The sequence below is a fragment of the Vreelandella halophila genome (genome assembly GCF_019903425.1).
Classification (GTDB): domain Bacteria; phylum Pseudomonadota; class Gammaproteobacteria; order Pseudomonadales; family Oleiphilaceae; genus Halospina; species Halospina halophila.
This window is the reverse complement of sequence record NZ_JACHUZ010000013.1, coordinates 1,718,786-1,734,961: the sequence shown is the minus strand read 5'-3', so window position 1 is coordinate 1,734,961 and position 16,176 is coordinate 1,718,786. Positions and strand designations below refer to the sequence as shown.

At 62.9% G+C, this 16,176-nt stretch carries 18 protein-coding genes; 8 read left to right on the top strand and 10 right to left on the bottom strand.

From position 1 onward, the window contains the following. The first annotated feature begins 60 nt into the window (after positions 1–60). From xseA to H4I92_RS12325, 3 genes are all read left to right on the top strand, one after another. On the top strand, positions 61–1,428 hold the full coding sequence (gene xseA / locus H4I92_RS12335; protein ID WP_077530881.1) for an exodeoxyribonuclease VII large subunit: 1,368 nt from the start codon (positions 61–63) through the stop codon (positions 1,426–1,428). 193 nt (positions 1,429–1,621) lie between these two features. Then, complete coding sequence (locus H4I92_RS12330) at positions 1,622–1,831, top strand: cold-shock protein (protein WP_077530880.1); 210 nt, start codon at positions 1,622–1,624, stop codon at positions 1,829–1,831. 293 nt (positions 1,832–2,124) lie between these two features. After that, positions 2,125–4,209, top strand: a complete 2,085-nt coding sequence (locus H4I92_RS12325) for a dehydrogenase (RefSeq protein WP_077531753.1) — start codon at positions 2,125–2,127, stop codon at positions 4,207–4,209. Between the two features lie 54 nt (positions 4,210–4,263). On the opposite strand, the gene H4I92_RS12320 is transcribed toward H4I92_RS12325, so the two are convergent. Both H4I92_RS12320 and H4I92_RS12315 read right to left on the bottom strand, forming a co-directional pair. Beyond that, entirely contained in the window at positions 4,264–4,509 is a 246-nt protein-coding gene (locus H4I92_RS12320; protein WP_077530879.1) for a ClpX C4-type zinc finger protein, read from the bottom strand. A gap of 2 nt (positions 4,510–4,511) precedes the next feature. Next, complete coding sequence (locus H4I92_RS12315) at positions 4,512–4,904, bottom strand: thiol-disulfide oxidoreductase DCC family protein (protein WP_077530878.1); 393 nt, start codon at positions 4,902–4,904, stop codon at positions 4,512–4,514. Between the two features lie 97 nt (positions 4,905–5,001). Between H4I92_RS12315 and H4I92_RS12310 the strand changes: the two genes are divergently transcribed. Beyond that, positions 5,002–5,733: a DsbA family protein gene (locus tag H4I92_RS12310; RefSeq protein WP_077530877.1), complete on the top strand. Its 732-nt coding sequence runs from the start codon at positions 5,002–5,004 to the stop codon at positions 5,731–5,733. On the opposite strand, the gene H4I92_RS12305 is transcribed toward H4I92_RS12310, so the two are convergent. The 4 genes from H4I92_RS12305 to cysQ all read right to left on the bottom strand — a co-directional run bounded on the left by H4I92_RS12305 (position 5,727) and on the right by cysQ (position 8,779). Further along, the gene (locus tag H4I92_RS12305; protein WP_077530876.1) at positions 5,727–6,263 is read right to left on the bottom strand and encodes a DUF192 domain-containing protein; all 537 of its coding nucleotides are present in this window, start codon (positions 6,261–6,263) and stop codon (positions 5,727–5,729) included. The two genes, H4I92_RS12310 and H4I92_RS12305, sit on opposite strands and share 7 nt — an antisense overlap. Then, entirely contained in the window at positions 6,260–6,526 is a 267-nt protein-coding gene (locus tag H4I92_RS12300; protein WP_077530875.1) for a Smr/MutS family protein, read from the bottom strand. The genes H4I92_RS12305 and H4I92_RS12300 overlap by 4 nt, the downstream gene beginning before the upstream one ends. A gap of 4 nt (positions 6,527–6,530) precedes the next feature. Continuing rightward, positions 6,531–7,916, bottom strand: a complete 1,386-nt coding sequence (locus tag H4I92_RS12295; protein WP_077530874.1) for a sodium-dependent transporter — start codon at positions 7,914–7,916, stop codon at positions 6,531–6,533. Positions 7,917–8,011: 95 nt separating this feature from the next. Further along, positions 8,012–8,779, bottom strand: coding sequence for a 3'(2'),5'-bisphosphate nucleotidase CysQ (gene cysQ / locus H4I92_RS12290; RefSeq protein ID WP_077530873.1), 768 nt, complete (start codon positions 8,777–8,779; stop codon positions 8,012–8,014). A 304-nt stretch (positions 8,780–9,083) separates the two neighbouring features. On the opposite strand from cysQ, the gene lipA reads away from it, so the two are divergent. Continuing rightward, positions 9,084–10,124, top strand: coding sequence for a lipoyl synthase (lipA, locus tag H4I92_RS12285; protein WP_077530872.1), 1,041 nt, complete (start codon positions 9,084–9,086; stop codon positions 10,122–10,124). 81 nt (positions 10,125–10,205) lie between these two features. Here lipA and leuA read toward each other — a convergent pair whose 3' ends face one another. Next, positions 10,206–11,882, bottom strand: a complete 1,677-nt coding sequence (gene leuA / locus H4I92_RS12280) for a 2-isopropylmalate synthase (protein ID WP_077530871.1) — start codon at positions 11,880–11,882, stop codon at positions 10,206–10,208. 464 nt (positions 11,883–12,346) lie between these two features. On the opposite strand from leuA, the gene H4I92_RS12275 reads away from it, so the two are divergent. Next, entirely contained in the window at positions 12,347–12,841 is a 495-nt protein-coding gene (locus H4I92_RS12275; RefSeq protein ID WP_077530870.1) for an Lrp/AsnC family transcriptional regulator, read from the top strand. Positions 12,842–12,849: 8 nt separating this feature from the next. On the opposite strand, the gene H4I92_RS12270 is transcribed toward H4I92_RS12275, so the two are convergent. Then, positions 12,850–13,068, bottom strand: coding sequence for a DUF3565 domain-containing protein (locus H4I92_RS12270; protein WP_077530869.1), 219 nt, complete (start codon positions 13,066–13,068; stop codon positions 12,850–12,852). Further along, entirely contained in the window at positions 13,065–13,472 is a 408-nt protein-coding gene (locus H4I92_RS12265) for a PaaI family thioesterase (RefSeq protein ID WP_077530868.1), read from the bottom strand. The genes H4I92_RS12270 and H4I92_RS12265 overlap by 4 nt, the downstream gene beginning before the upstream one ends. A gap of 126 nt (positions 13,473–13,598) precedes the next feature. On the opposite strand from H4I92_RS12265, the gene H4I92_RS12260 reads away from it, so the two are divergent. Beyond that, positions 13,599–15,332, top strand: coding sequence for a proline--tRNA ligase (locus tag H4I92_RS12260; protein ID WP_077530867.1), 1,734 nt, complete (start codon positions 13,599–13,601; stop codon positions 15,330–15,332). A 10-nt stretch (positions 15,333–15,342) separates the two neighbouring features. Beyond that, entirely contained in the window at positions 15,343–15,921 is a 579-nt protein-coding gene (locus H4I92_RS12255) for a lytic transglycosylase domain-containing protein (RefSeq protein ID WP_077530866.1), read from the top strand. Here H4I92_RS12255 and H4I92_RS12250 read toward each other — a convergent pair. Further along, positions 15,911–16,174: a DUF2835 family protein gene (locus tag H4I92_RS12250; RefSeq protein WP_077530865.1), complete on the bottom strand. Its 264-nt coding sequence runs from the start codon at positions 16,172–16,174 to the stop codon at positions 15,911–15,913. The two genes, H4I92_RS12255 and H4I92_RS12250, sit on opposite strands and share 11 nt — an antisense overlap. Between the last annotated feature and the right edge of the window lie 2 nt (positions 16,175–16,176).

Here is a 16,176-nt window from a genome sequence, read left to right as displayed (position 1 = left end):
CCTTCAGGGCGCCTGTGGCGCCGGTTTCAGTAAACGAACATTATACGTTGCGACGACTGAATGCGTAAAGACGAAAGCCCCGCCGCAGGCGCCTCCGGCGCCCTCACCGTCAGCCAGCTCAGCCGCCAGGTGAAGGGCCTGCTGGAGACCAGTTTCATGGAGGTTCAGGTGGAAGGCGAAATCTCCGGACTGAGCCGCCCCGCCTCCGGACACTGGTACTTCACCCTCAAGGATGAGCGCGCGCAGATCCGCTGCGCCATGTTCCGCAACCGTAACCGGCTCCTCAAGCAGCCCCCAACGGACGGTGAACAGGTACTGATCCGGGCGAAAGTCAGCCTTTACGAGGCACGGGGTGATTTCCAGCTGATTGTGGAGGCCATCGAGCCTGCCGGCAGGGGCGCCCTGCAGCGCGCATTCGAAGAGCTCAAGGCCCGCCTGGAACGCGAAGGCCTGTTCGCCATGGCGCACAAGCAGCAGGTACCGGTTCCACCCCGGCACCTGGGCCTGGTGACCTCCGCGACCGGGGCGGCCATAAGAGACATCCTGACGGTACTGAACCGCCGCTTCCCGGGGCTCCCGATCACCCTCTACCCGACGCCGGTACAGGGCGCCGATGCTACTGCGGGCATTGTCGCCGCCATTGAGCGCGCCCATCGCCACGGCCGCTGTGATGCCCTGATCGTGGGCAGGGGCGGCGGCTCACTCGAGGATCTCTGGTGCTTCAACGAGGAAGCCGTGGCCCGGGCCATCTTCAACAGCCGCATCCCCATCATCAGCGCCGTTGGTCACGAAGTGGATGTCACCATTGCTGACTTGGTGGCGGACCAGCGCGCCCCGACCCCATCAGCGGCCGCCGAGGCCATCTCACCCAACCGCCAGGAATTCCTGGACCGGCTGAGCGGGCTTGAGGAACGACTGATCCTGGGAGCCCGCCAACTTCTCCAGAAGCGCGGGGATCGGCTCAGCGAGCTGCACCAGCGGCTGCGCCATCCCCGCCAGCAGCTCCAGGAGCAGGCACAGCGGCTGGATGAACTGGAGGCCCGACTGCATCAGCAGACCCGCCGCCACCTGGGCCAGCTTCAGGAGCAGTTGAGCCAATACTGGCGACGCCTCACGGCCGTCCGCCCGGAACACCGCCTGCGCCTGGCCCGTGAGCAGGTCTCGGACAACCGGGAGCGGCTTGAACGGGCCATGCGCGCCCGCCTGGAGCGCGACCGGGAACGCACAAGCAGCCTGGGTGCACAGCTCGACCTGGTCAGCCCACTCGCCACTCTCAACCGGGGTTACGCCATTGCCCAGGACGAGCGCGGCACAATCGTCAGACGTGCCGAACAGCGTGCACCTGGAGACGCGATCCTCGTGCGGCTTGGAAAGGGTGCCCTGGACTGCCGTGTCGAAACCGTGAAAACAGATGATGAAAACCCTTGACGTGCCCCCGGACAGCAGAGATACTGCATCTGCTGCGCACGTTAAGCGGCTCTTGGAAGTGAAAGCATTACGACGACCTGCATCAGGACTCCTCGTTCGTTCCTCACCGAATAGGCCTTCAAGCGTCCCAGCTCAAAGCATCCTCAATACCGGGGATGTGAAAGAAAATCGTGTTTTTTAAGGAAAGTGCATCATGTCTGATCTCAATACTGGTCGCGTCAAGTGGTTCAACGAAGCAAAAGGCTTCGGTTTCATTGCTCGCGAAAACGGCTCTGACGTATTCGTACATTACAGTGCGATCAACGGAACCGGTTTCCGGACGCTGACCGAGGGGCAGGAAGTCCAGTTCGCTATTACGCAGGGCCCGAAAGGTCCGCAGGCGGAAAACGTAACCGCCGTGTAAAGCGACCGCAGGTCGAAAAGCCCGGCTCATCGAGCCGGGCTTTTTTTTGTTGCAAAATTCACATTCCCGCCTGTACCGACCCCATTCCTCCCCCTGTTATACTTTGCCCGACAATCGATCAAATAGCCTGAAACGATTGCACTCATAATCACAAAAACCCGTCCGCCGGTGCCGAACACCAACCACAAAGTGCGCCGGTCACCAGATCCGGGTTCAGTCAGCCTGACAGCTTCGTTGAAGGGATGCAGGTTCTGGACCATGCTGATGAACGGGAATACCAAGGGGAGAAGTCCATGAAGACGGTTGTCAGTATCAGCCTGGGGCCCGCCAGGCTCGATTATGACCTGGAGACCGAGTTTCTTGGTCAGACCATACGCGTCATCCGGATCGGTACGGATGGCAGTGTGGATCGCGCCGAAACCGCCATACGTGAGTGGGAACCCAAGGCCGATGTGATCGGCCTCGGCATGGTACAGGACCACTACCAGGTCGGCACCCACACCATCACCCATGAGGACACCAAGCGGCTGCAGGAAGCCGTTCAGTCAGTCCCCGTAACCACGGGCGCTACGCTGCGCAGCATCCTTCAGGACTGGGCGGTACGCCACACCCAGCTGGAGCTGGAGGAATGCTTCAACAATGCCAAGGTGCTTTTCCTGAATGGCCAGGCCAATTACCGCCCGGCCCGCGTGTTCAGCGAATACACCGAGAATCTGTTCTTCGCCGACCCGGTCACCCAGCTGGGCGTGCCCAAGATGCTCACCTCGCTGAGCCAGCTTGAGAGCTACGCCGCGGGCACTGGGCCGATCCAGTCCTGGAATATCGGCGACACCGTGGGTCGACTGCCGGTCGCCAGGAACGTGACCGAGTACGTGCTGCGCAAGGGCGCCCAGAACGCGGACGTCATCGCAGCCCGCTACAACGAGCTGGAAGCGATGGGCCTGGAAGAACTCGGCGGCAAGACCGTGCTCACGGCCTCCATCTCTGATGAGCGGCTCAAGGAGCTGGGCGACCGTGGCGTTAACGTCGTCATCGACTATACCCCACAGATCTTCAACGAGACCGTAGGCGTGAACGTGGTCGAGGCCATGATCCTGGCCGCCCTCGAGCGCTCGCCGGCCGAGATCACCCATGACGACTATCTGGAGATCATCACCAACGAGGGCATCGAGCCGCGGATCCTGTATCCGTCCGGGTACAAGCGCATCAGCCGCTTCGCCTTCGTGATCCACCCGCTGTCCCAGCAGTACTTCCGCAATGCCAAACCGCTGGACATGGTGGCCAACTACGCGCCCAAGACCTTCATGAACACCGTGGAGAAGGTCATGGCCTACTCGCCACCCTTCGTTTACTCCCGGGTGACCGGCATCAAGTCGCCAACGGGCGCGGAAGCCGAGGGCTGGCTGATCACCGTGGGCGGCACGCCCAAGGAGATCATGGCGCACAGCCCGGAATTCACCTACCGGCGCCTTCTGGCTGCGGCACGCTTGGCCAAGCGCCTGGGTGCGCAGATCATGGGCCTGGGGGCGTTCACCAAGGTGGTGGGCGACGCCGGGCTGACGGTCTCCAAGCGCTCGCCCCTGCCGATCACCACGGGCAACAGTTACAGCGCCTCCGGGGCACTCTGGGCTGCCCATGAGGCACTCAAGAAGCTTGGCCTGGTGGAAGTCGGCGACAACAACAAGGCCAAGGCGAAAGCCATGGTCGTTGGTGCTACCGGCTCCATCGGCGCCGTCTGTGCCCGCCTTCTGGCCAAGGCCGTGGACGAGGTCTACATCGTGGCCCGCGAGTCCGCCCGGCTGCTGGCGCTGAAGGAATCCATCATGAAGGAGACGCCGGAGGCGAAGGTCCACGTCACGTCCAACCCCAACAAGTACCTGCGGGAAATGGACATGATCGTGACCTCCACCTCCGGGGCCGGCAAGCGCATTCTGGACATCATGGAGGTCAAGCCGGGCTGCGTAATCACGGACGTGGCGCGGCCGCTGGACATCCCGCCGGAAGACGTGGCCAAGCGTCCCGACGTGCTGGTGATCGAGTCCGGCGAGGTGGAGCTGCCCGGCGACGTGCGCATGAAGAACATCGGCCTGCCGCCCAAGGTGGCCTACGCCTGCCTGGCGGAGACGATCGTTCTGGCACTCGAGGGCCGCTACGAGAACTTCACCGTGGGTCGCGAGATCGAGTGGGAGAAAGTCCGCGAGATCTACAAGCTGGGCCTTAAGCACGGCATGAAGCTGGCTTCCATCTCCGGAGTGAATGGCGTGTACACAGACGAGGATTTCGACCGGGTACGCACCCTGGCCATGGAGAAACGCGGCATCAAGCCGGCCGACTCCGGCAGCAAGGGCGGTAAGAAAAAGGCGGCAACCGCCTCCTGACATCGGCCCTTTCATAAAAAACCGCGGCTCCGCCCGCGGTTTTTTATGCCCGGTTCATGAGGACCGGAAGCTCGCCAGGCACTCGCGACAGATGCGGGCCCCGGCCCCATTGCTGACCATGGCACCCACCTCGGTCTGAGGGCGCCCGCAGAACGAGCACTGCCCATCAGCCTCGGTCCGATGGACCTGTTCGTCATCCCGCAACCCCAGCCGGCGCGCAATGGCATCCATCTTGTCGTCATCGAGCTGACTCGCGAGGGATTCAATCTCGCGGTCCAGCTCCTGATCGTCATCACTCATAATTACGGTTCCCGGTTGGATGTTGGCAGACGGCCCTCGCGCGCCAGCCGGCGCTGGACCCAGCGGTGATAGAGCGCGGACACAAGGCGCTTGATCGGCCCCAGGGAGAGCAGCCAGGCCAGCGGCTTAAGCACCGGCACTCGCTCCATCAGAAGAATATAGGCCGCCATTTCGCTGTGGATGCGCCCATCCGCATCCTCGACATGGAGCTCCTGCAGGGCCTGATCCGGATCGATCCCCCGTTCACGCAGGGCTGCCTCCTGGCCGGTGATGTCGAACCAGACCACACTCCGGCCTCCCTTGCCGGCCAGGCGTTCATAGAACTGCCGATCCCGGATGCAGGCCGGGCAGGAGCCATCGTAATAGACCACTAACCGGCTCTTCTGGCTGCCCATGATGACCTCCCGCCATGATGTTGTCAGCCCAGAGGGACAGCGCTACTCTCTGGGGACTTTCAACCATCATAACGAACAGGGAACAGGAAAGCCCATCATGGGAGAAGCGAAGAACCGCCAGAAAACCGGAAAACCCAGTCCCCTGAGTCGCAAGCGCCGCCGCCAGCGCTTGATTGGTGGCAGCCTGTTCGGGGTCGCCCTGCTGGCGGTGATCGGCGGCGTTATCTGGCTCAGCAGCCCGTCCCTGTCCGGGTCGTCCTCGCTGCCGACAGCCGAGGATCAACCCCCCTTCCCCGAAGAGCGGGACCGTCTCGGTGTACGTATCGGTGATCCGGACGCGCCTGTGGTTGTACGCGAATTCGCCGACTTCCAGTGCCCGGCCTGCGCTGACTTCGCCGAAAACCATGACCGCCTGATGGAGGAGTACGTGGACCCTGGCAAAGTCCGCTTCGTATTCTTCGACCTGCCGCTGCGCCAGCACCAGAATGCCGTTCCCGCAGCCAAGGCAGCTCGCTGCGCCGAGGATCAGGATGCCTGGAAACCCATGCACGACCACCTCTTCGAGCACCAGAGTGACTGGAGCAGTGCGGACAATCCGCAGAGCCTGTTCAGCGACTACGCCGCGTCACTCGGTCTGGAAAAGCGGGCCTTTGAACGCTGCATGGGCCTGGACCGGATTGAGCGGGAAGTCCAGGAAAGCCGCAACCTGGCACGGGACCTGAGGGTTACCACCACGCCCACCATCATGGTGGACAACATCCCACTGAGCCGTGCCAGCTGGGCCCAGCTGGAAGCTGTTATTGAACGCGAACTGAAAGCCGTTCAGTGAGCCTCCGGCAGGGTTCCGGGCGTCAGTTCAACAGCGTTGTCACAGGCTGCCCTGCCACCATCCTGTGAAAGCTGGATGGCCTCGCCTTCGCTGACGCCCAACGCCGCCGGCAGTCCCTGGTTCACTTCCAGCGCCATCCAGTGATCCACCTCCGCCGGATAGCTGGCACAGCCGGAACCGGACTCCTCCAGGCAGGGAGCCATGTCCTTGATGGAGCGCACCACGCCCTGGTCATCCAGGAACAGGATCGTCAGGGGAATACGCGTCCGGTGCATCCAGAAGCTGTTGTCCGGCCCCTGCTCGCGGGGGTAGACAAACAGCATGCCGGCACGCCGCGGCAACTCATCTCGCCCACGCAGCCCCTCCTGGCGCTCTGTGGGCGTAACGGCAAGCTCCGCTTCCAGTGGAATCCGGCGTTCACCGGCGGGAAGGCAGAGTGTCACCGGGTCCGCAGACGGATCCTCCCCGCTGACACTGCCGCAGCCGGCAATCACCGCCATGAACATGGGCACCAATACGCGCACCTTCATTGTTTCCCCCTGAAACGGAAATACACGAACAGCCGCCCGTGATTATCCCGATCCTTGTCCAGGCGATGATAGCGCTGCTTGATGTCCTTGCGGTCCAGGAAGCGCAGGACGCGCTTCTTGAGCTGACCACTGCCCTTGCCGGGAATGATCTCGATAGTCGGAACGCGCTTGCGCTCCGCCTCGTCGATGATGTCCTCCAGGGCCTGCTCGATCCGATCCCCCTTGTTGAAGATGGGATGCAGATCGAGCGTCAGCTTGGCCATGGCATCACTCCCCGGTGATAAAGGAAAGCAGGCCGGTGGCGTTGAGGAAGATGAACAGCACCGCTGCCGGCGCAACAATGCGGGTCACCCACAGCCACAGCAGGAAGAGATTGTGGTGGTTGTGGGTATCCAGCTCCGCCGCCACGGTGGTGGTGCGCATCTTCCAGCCCACGAACAGTGCCACGAAGAGCCCGCCCAGCGGCAGCAGGATATTGCTGGAGATGAACTCAATGGTGTTGAAGATGGTCATGCCCGGCAGCAGATGGAAACCGGACCAAGCATTCATGGAAAGGCCACAGGCAGCACCAAGCAACCAGATCAGGGCGGAGATAATGGCCGCCGCCTTGACTCGACCTCCGCCGAAGGACTCGGAGAGGTAGGCAACAGCCGGCTCAAGCAGCGACATGCCGGAGGTAATGGCCGCCACCGACAGCAGCGCAAAGAAGACAACCCCCAGAACCGCACCGAAGGTGATCTCACCGAAGACAATCGGCAGGGTCTGGAATACCAGCCCGGGCCCCTCGCCAGGCTCCAGTCCGACGGAAAACACGATCGGAAAGATCGCGAAGCCGGCGAGCAGCGCGGTCAGCGTGTCCATGCCCACGATCCAGCCAGTGCTGACCGGAATTGAGTTGTCCTGCGGCAGGTAAGCGCCATAAACCATGATCGCGCCCATCCCCAGGCTCAGCGTGAAGAACGCCTGCCCAAGAGCCGCGAGCACGGTGTCGCCGTCCAAGGCGCCGAAATCGGGCGTAGCAAGGAAGGTCATGGCATCCCCAAAGCCTTCCGTGGTCATGCCATAGACCACCAGCCCCACCAGCAGGAAGAAAAGCAGAGGCATCAGCAGAGTGACCGCCCGCTGCAGGCCCTTCTTGACGCCAGAGGCCACGATGCCGAAAACAATCAGCATAAAGAGCGTGTGCCACCCCAGTACGGCGGACGGGCTGCCCACAAGCCCATTGAACATCCCTTCAGCAGACTCCGAGGTCATTCCGGCGAAACCACCGATCAGAGCCTCATAACCGTAATAAAGGGACCAGCCCCCGACCACGCTGTAGAAAGAAAGGATCAGGAAACCGGCGATCACGCCCATCCAGCCGACCAGCGCCCATTTCTGGTTGAGCCCTTCCTCCCGGGCAATCAACCGCAGGCTGTTGATGGGACTGCGCCGGCCCTTGCGGCCAATGGTGACCTCACCGATGATGATCGGCAGGCCGACCAGCAGGATGCAGGCGAGATAGAGTATGACAAAGGCGGAGCCGCCGTTCTCACCCACCAGGTAAGGGAAGCGCCACAGATTACCGAGACCAACGGCGGAGCCGGTGGCAGCAAGGATGAAAATCAGACCACTGGACCACTCACCGTGGACCGAGCTTCGCTTCTCATTCATGATTGAGCCCTTCCCGTTTTTCTGTCGTTCCTGAAACCAGTGCGTAACCGCGAAACCCTAGCGGCAATTAATTATCGGATCAATACTGCAACGACTCAGGCCGGTGAAAACCAGGGCCCCGCTGCAACAAAATGCGGGTTGTACACACTTTCCTTACCATAGAGCAGTGGCTCGCCCTCGAAGGTCAGGACCCGGCCGCCGGCTGCCTCAAGCACCGCCTGGGCGGCACCGGTATCCCACTCACAGGTCGGCCCCACACGCGGGTAGATGTCCGCCTCACCCTCGGCAATCCGGCAGAACTTCAGCGACGACCCCGCCTGCACCAGGCAATGTGACCCAAGACTCTCAATGAACGCCTCCGTGTCCGCGTTCATATGGTTCTTGCTCGCCACCACGCGCTTCTCCTCCGGCGGCTCAACCACCTGCAGACGCACCGTCTCCCCTTCCTTACGCCGGAATGCCCCGCTGGAGCGGCTCCCCCAGTACTCAATCCCCAGTGCCGGCACCGTCACCACACCCATCACCGGCACGCCATTCTCGATCAGTGCAATGTTCACTGTGAACTCACCGGTCTGCTTGATGAAATCCTTGGTCCCGTCAATCGGATCCACCAGCCAGAACGCTTCCCAGTGCCTGCGTTCATCCCAGGACACTTCCTCCTCCTCCGAAAGGATCGGCAGCATGGGCTCCAGTGAACGTAGCCCCTGGACAATCCGGTGATGGGACGCCATATCAGCTTCGGTCAGAGGACTGTCATCCTGCTTCTGCGTAACCTCGTAATCCTGACGGTAGAACGCCATCACCTTCTCGCCAGCGTCCGCCGCAATGGCCAGAACCTCGGGAACAAGCGCGTCGTAATCCATGCAGACAATCCGTAACGGGTGGCTTTAATGGGCGGAATTGTGGCGCCAGAGCGGATCTGAGTCCAGCCACCCACGATTTTTGGCGGCAGTTTCGTTATAATCGGGGCAGTCTTCGCGAACCGTACTGGCCCTCCGTGGCGCTGGAGCGGTATGGGCGGGGCTGCCTTCGATGGGAAGCTCGATCGCCAGGGATGGCGATCGCGCAGCCTACAGGGATGTACTTGTGGCGTTTCCCAGCGAAGGTTGCCCCGCCCTTACCGCCGCAACACGGCAAGAGCCAGCCAACCAGGATTCGAGCACGATTATGAGTGATCGCCAGAAACCCCGCAGCGGCGAAAAGTTCCGTAGCGAACACGGCATCGCCGCCATCAAGGACGGCCAGAAAGCCTCCCGTGCCCAGGAAACCGAGCGCACCCGAAAGCCCTCCTGGCTGCGCGCCAGAATGCCCGGCGGCGAACGCTTCGAACAGGTCAAAAAGAACGTCCACGAACACCGCCTGAGCACCGTCTGCGAGGAAAGCCACTGTCCCAACATGGGCGAATGCTGGAACAACGGCACCGCCACCATCATGGTCATGGGCTCCGTGTGCACCCGCGCCTGCCGCTTCTGCGCTGTCGACACCGGCAACCCCAAGGGCTGGCTCGATCAGGACGAACCCGAGAACACCGCGCACTCCGTGGAAATGATGGGCCTGCGCTACATCGTGCTCACCTCCGTCGACCGGGACGACCTGGACGACTTCGGCGCCGGCCACTACGCCGACTGCGTGCGCGCCATCAAGCGCCGCACCCCGCACGTGGCCGTGGAAGCCCTGACCCCGGACTTCGACAACATCACCGAGCACGTGGAAACCGTGGTCGACTCCGGCCTGGAAGTTTTCGCCCAGAACGTCGAGACCGTGGAAAGGCTGACCGAGCGGGTGCGTGACCCGCGCGCCGGCTACAAGAAGACGCTGGATGTCCTCGAGCACGCCAAGAAGCACAACCCGAAGGTCATCACCAAGACCAGCCTGATGCTGGGCCTGGGCGAGACCGAGGATGAAGTACTGGAGACCATGGACGACCTGCGCGCCATCGGCGTCGACATCGTCACCTTCGGCCAGTACCTGCAGCCCACGCGCAACCACCTGCCAGTGGAACGCTGGGTCACGCCCGAGGAATTCGAGTGGTATCGGGAGAAAGGTCTGGAGAAGGGCTTCCTGGAAGTGCCTTCCGGCCCCATGGTCCGCTCCAGCTATCGCGCGGACCGGGTGTTCGAGAAGAACAACCTGGGGCTGTCGGAGGCGCCGGAAGTGCCGGGCAGCGAGCCGGACCCGAACATCATTCCGGTCAAGACCGTCGGCTGAGCCCGTTTTCCCCCTCTGTAGGAGCGAGCTTGCTCGCGATTGAACACCCGTATTGAGTTCAATCGCGCGCAAGGCGCGCTCCTACATGACAGCTGCGGTATCCACGGCATTCGCGTTGACGCACCGCGCCACCGAAGAAAGCAGCGCCTGCAGGGTCGCGGACGTAGTGTCCTCGGCCAGGGCCGCCGCACTGTAGACCTCGCCGTTCACCTGGATCCGGATGCAGGCCAGCGCATTGGCGCTGGTGCCCTCGCCCAGTGCGAACTCGTCATAGGCTTCAACCGCCACGCTGATGTCGTGACGCCGCTGCAGCGCATCCACCACGGCCTCGACCGCGCCCTGGCCGCCGCCCTTCAGTTCGGTACGCTCGCCATTGCCCACCACGACCGATGCCTGGACGCCGTCATCCGTGCGGTGCAGGTCATAGGTGTGCAGCGTCCAGCCCTTGGGCACCTGCAGGTAGTCGCGCTCGAACAGCTTGTGGATGGTGGATGAATCCACCTCGCCACCGGTGATTTCCGCCTCCTTCTGGACCACCTTGGCGAACTCGATCTGCAGCCAGCGTGGCAGGCTGATGCCGTAGTCGCGCTCCAGCACCATGGCCACGCCGCCCTTCCCGGACTGGCTGTTAATGCGCACCACTTCCTCGTAGCGCCGGCCAATGTCATGTGGATCAATGGGCAGGTAGGCCACATCCCAGATGTCGTTCTCGCCATGCTTGGCCATGCACTTGCGGATGGCGTCCTGGTGGCTTCCGGAGAAGGCCGTGAACACCAGTTCACCCGCCCAGGGATGGCGCGGATGGGTCGCGATCTCGGTGCAGGCCTCGACCACGTCCACAATCTCGGCCATGCCGGACAGGTCCACCTCCGGGTCGATGCCCTGGGAATAGAGGTTCATGCCGAAGGTCACCAGGTCCATGTTGCCGGTGCGCTCGCCATTGCCCAGCAGCGTGCCCTCGACCCGGTCCGCGCCGGCCATGATGGCGAGCTCCGCCGCTGCGATGGCACAGCCGCGGTCATTGTGGGTGTGCACGCTCAGACTGAAGTGGTCGCGGTAGCGCACATGGTCACAGAACCACTCGATCTGGTCCGCGAACACGTTGGGCGTGGCCATCTCCACCGTCGCCGGCAGGTTGATGATGACGTCCTGGCCCTGGTCCGGGCGCCAGACGTCGTTGACCGCGTCCACCACTTCCACGGCGTAGTCCACCTCGGTGGCGGAGAAGCTCTCCGGCGAATACTGGAAGGTCCACTGGGTGTCCGGGTAATTTTTCGCGTGGCGCTGGACTTCCTTCGCCCCGTCCACCGCGATCTGTTTCACGCCCTCCATGTCCATCTCGAACACCTGCTCGCGCTGGGCGGTGGAGGTGGAGTTGTAGACGTGCACGATCGCGCGATGGACCCCGTCCAACGCCTCGAAGGAACGCTTGATCAGCTCCGGCCGCGCCTGGGTCAGGATCTGGATACTGACATCCTCGGGGATGCGGTTCTCCGTGATCAGCTTGCGGCAGAAGTCGAAATCCGGCTGGCTCGCCGCCGGGAATCCGATCTCGATCTGCTTGTAGCCGAGCTTGACCAGCAGATCGAACAGGCGCTGCTTCTGGGCAATGTTCATGGGCTTGACCAGCGCCTGGTTGCCATCGCGCAGGTCAACGGCGGAATAGATCGGCGCCTTCTCGATGACCTTGTTCGGCCAGCGCCGGTCGGTCTTGTTGAGCGGCTTGAAGGGCCGGTACTTGCGATGGTCAAAGGCCATGGTCTGCTCCCTCTTGCGTTGCCTTACTGTGCCTGGAATCGGATCAAGGCATCGGGGAACCCGTCCACGCGGCTTCCCGGATGCCTCTGTCTATTATCAATAGTGTGGTCGAAACACCTGCGGCACAAGCGTGGGGCAAGCCACCGGGGCCTGCCCTGCCGCCGCGCCTGCGCTGCGGAGGGTGGATCACACCGTCTGCTCCGCTCTCGGGCGCTTGTGGCACCCGGTCCAGGGTGGCGTCGCGGACCGCCACCGGCGACCCCTGGTGTGGAGCCGCCTTTCCGGAAGCATGGCGCCGGCGCGGTAACGCCGGATCACCCCCCGGGGACATGACCAAGGTAACCAAAATACCGGGCAATGTGTTTGCGAATTTGTGGTTATTTCGGAATTTTTAGCAATATCCTGCTAATATTACCCCTCATAAGGAACAATCATTTCCTCTTCCACGAACAAGGCGTTATTCCATGGCAAAAACTGACTCCGAACTGGTCCAGATCGACCGCATCGACCGCCAGATCCTGGAGCACCTGCAGAAGGACGGCGGCCTCACCAACCAGCAGCTGGCGGAAAGGGTCGGGCTTTCGCCCTCCCCCTGCTCACGCCGGGTGAAGGCTCTGGAGGAAGCCGGCATCATCCTGGGCCGCAAGACCCTGCTGGAGCGGCGCAAACTGGGGCTGTCCCTGACCGTCATCCTGCAGATCGGCATGGACCGCCACACGCCGGAGCGCTTCCAGGAATTCGAGGAACAGGTGGCCACCTACCCGGAGGTCCAGGAACTCTACCTGATCACCGGCCAGCAGGCGGACTACATCCTCAAGGTGGTGGTGCCGGACATGGAGCACTACCAGCAGTTCCTGCTCAACAAGGTCACCCGCATCACCGGAGTCAGCGGGGTGCACTCCAGCTTCGTGATGCGGCGGGTAATCGACAACACCGAGCTGCCGCTGAAGTACCTCTGAAGGTCGCGTCAGTCCTCCCGGGGCTGCTCGTCCGGCAGCGCGCCCTCATCACACTTCTTGCAGGCCAGGCCGATGCCGAGCATGGAATCACGTCCCTCCGGGGTCACCACCCAGGGAAGGTTAATGAACGGCGGCTCATGGCGTACATGCTGGTTATGGCCGCAGGCCAGCTGCGCGACCCAGTGGCCTTCATCGTCCCGGTGGTAACCCGTGATCGGCTGTCTCATGGCAGGGAATAGGTTCCGCTGACATGGGCAACCAGTGCATCACTGCCCTCGGAGAACAGCTGGACCTCGCAGAAGGCGTTACGGCGGCCCAGTTTCAGAACCTCGGCCCGGGCGAACAGGTCGCAGCGGCCCGGCTTGCGCAGGAAATTGATGTTCAGGTTACTGGTGACCGCCATCTGCACCTCGCCCAGCGCCCCAAGGACCGCCGCATACATGGTGGCGTCCGCCAGAGCCATCTGAACCGGTCCGGAGAGCGTCCCACCCGGGCGCACCATGCGGTCGCTGAACGGCACCCGCGCCGTTGCGGCCTGAGGTTCAATAGCCTGCACCCGGAAATCGATGTCCTCGGCCATGGGAACCCCCTCCCGGATCAACTGCTGCACCTCGTCCGCGCTCAACTTCATGGTTCCACTGTCTCCTGATTCGTTCTCGCGTGGCCGCCACCCTGTACCCTGGCGGGCGGACTTCGTAGAATAACCCCTCTCTTACTGAACAGTCACATTCGCCACAGCCCTGACGGACCGACACCTATGCGTGCAAGCCAGTACCTGATCGCCACCCTCAAGGAAACCCCCGCGGACGCCGAGATCGTCAGCCACCAGCTGATGCTGCGCGCGGGCATGATCCGGCGCCTGGCCGGCGGCCTCTACACCTGGCTGCCACTGGGGCTGCGGGTACTGCGCAAGGTGGAACGGATCGTGCGCGAGGAGATGGACCGCTCCGGCGCCCAGGAGGTGCTGATGCCCGCCATCCAGCCCGCCGAGCTCTGGCAGGAAAGCGGCCGCTGGGAGGAATACGGCGACGAGCTGCTGCGCCTGAAGGACCGCCACGAGCGTGACTTCTGCTATGGCCCCACGCACGAGGAAGTGATCACTGATATTGCCCGCAACGAACTCCGGAGTTACCGCGACCTCCCGGCAAACTTCTACCAGATCCAGACCAAGTTCCGGGATGAGCGCCGCCCCCGCTTCGGTGTGATGCGTTCGCGCGAGTTCCTGATGAAGGACGCCTACTCCTTCCACGCCAGCCCGGAGTCGCTGAACGAGACCTATGAGCTCATGGTCGAGACCTACAGCGCCATCTTCCGCCGCCTGGGCCTGGACTTCCGGGCCGTGGAGGCGGACTCCGGCGCCATTGGTGGCAGCAAGTCCCAGGAGTTCCACGTGCTGGCCAGCTCCGGCGAGGACGCCATCGCCTTCAGCTCCGACAGCGACTATGCCGCGAATATTGAGCTCGCCGAGGCACTGCCCCCTGCTGGAGAGCGGCCCACCGCCATGGAAACCATGCAGGAAGTAGCCACCCCGGACCAGAACACCATTGACCAGGTGGCCGATTATCTGAACACCACGCCGGACCGCGTGCTCAAGACACTGCTGGTGCATGCGCCCCAAAAGGATGAGAGCAGCAACGACCAGCCCCTGGTGGCCCTGGTGCTGCGCGGCGATCACACCCTGAACGACCTCAAGGCGGAGCGGCGTGCGGACGTGGCCGAACCGCTGACCATGGCCAGTGACGAGGAGATCCGCAAGGCACTTGGGGTGGACGCAGGCTCCATCGGCCCCGTCGCACTCCGGGTACCCATGATCGTTGATCACGCCGCGGCGCACCTGGCGGACTTTGTCTGCGGCGCCAACCGCACGGGTTACCACCTGACCGGGGTCAACTGGGACCGCGACGTCGCCCCGGGTGAGACCGCCGACCTGCGCGAAGTGGAGGAAGGCGATCCCAGCCCGGACGGCCACGGCGTTCTTGGCATCCAGCGCGGGATCGAGGTGGGCCATGTGTTCAAACTGGGCCGCAAGTACAGCGAAGCCATGAACGCCACGGTGCTGGACGAGAACGGCAAGTCAGTGCACATGGACATGGGCTGCTACGGCATCGGCGTATCACGCCTGGTCGCGGCTGCCATCGAGCAGAACCACGACGACAGCGGCATTACCTGGCCCACCGCCATTGCCCCCTTCGAGATCGCCATCGTCACCCTCAACGGCCACAAGTCCGAGCGCGTGGCACAGGCGGCGGAGAAGCTCTACGAGCAGCTGCGCCAGACCGGCTACGACGTGCTGCTGGACGACCGCAAGGAACGCCCGGGCGTGAAGTTCGCGGACCTGGAACTGATCGGCATCCCGCACCGGGTGGTCATCAGTGACCGCGGCCTGGAAGCCGGCACCCTTGAATACAAGGGCCGCACCGATGCGGACAAGCAGGATGTGGCAGTGGACGACATCATCCGCTTCCTGGCGGCGCAGGTGATCGCGGACTAGACTCCGGGGTATGCGTACCGCCGTCAGCACCGTTGTACTGGGGCTCGCCCTGCTGCTGTCAGGCCCGGCCCATACCGCAACCAACACCCAGCCGGATCCGGAACTGCGGTCCAAGCTCCGCGAGGCCGTCAAAGCCTCAGAGAGTTTCGACGACCGCTTTGACGCCGAGGTCTGGCTGGTGGACATGTCCGGCCGCACCGAACGCTGGCTCGACAACCACGACCGGCGCCTGGACATACTCCGCCTGGTGCACCGCGAAGCCACCCGCCGTGATCTGTCACCGGAAGTGGTCCTGGCCGTTATCCAGGTGGAAAGCGGCTTTGACCGCTTCGCCATCTCCCCTGTCGGGGCCCAGGGCCTGATGCAGGTCATGCCCTTCTGGAAGAAGGAGATTGGCCGCCCGGACGACAACCTCACCAAGATCGAGACCAACCTGGTCTACGGCACCACCATTCTCGCGCATTATCTGGAGAGGGAAGACGGCAATCTCGCGAAGGCGCTTGCCCGTTACAACGGAAGTGTCGGAAAAACCTGGTATGCGGAAAGGGTGTTTAACGCGCTGGAGCAGTACTTCCACGTCAACCGATAGGGGACGGTGGCGTGTCGCGCGGTACATCGGCAATCTTCTCGACGGAATGGAACTTCCCATCGCCGTCGTAGTGGATCATGAAACTGCCAAAGACACCCTCATGTTCCATCCACGGCTGGAGAATACGGGCGGGAAAAACGACGGACCGCCCGTCACGCGCCCTTACCCAGACACGCCAGGCGGTCCCTTCGTAGACGCGGAGCCAGTCATCCCGGTGGATCACTACATCCACGATCACCGACTCCCCGGCCATGC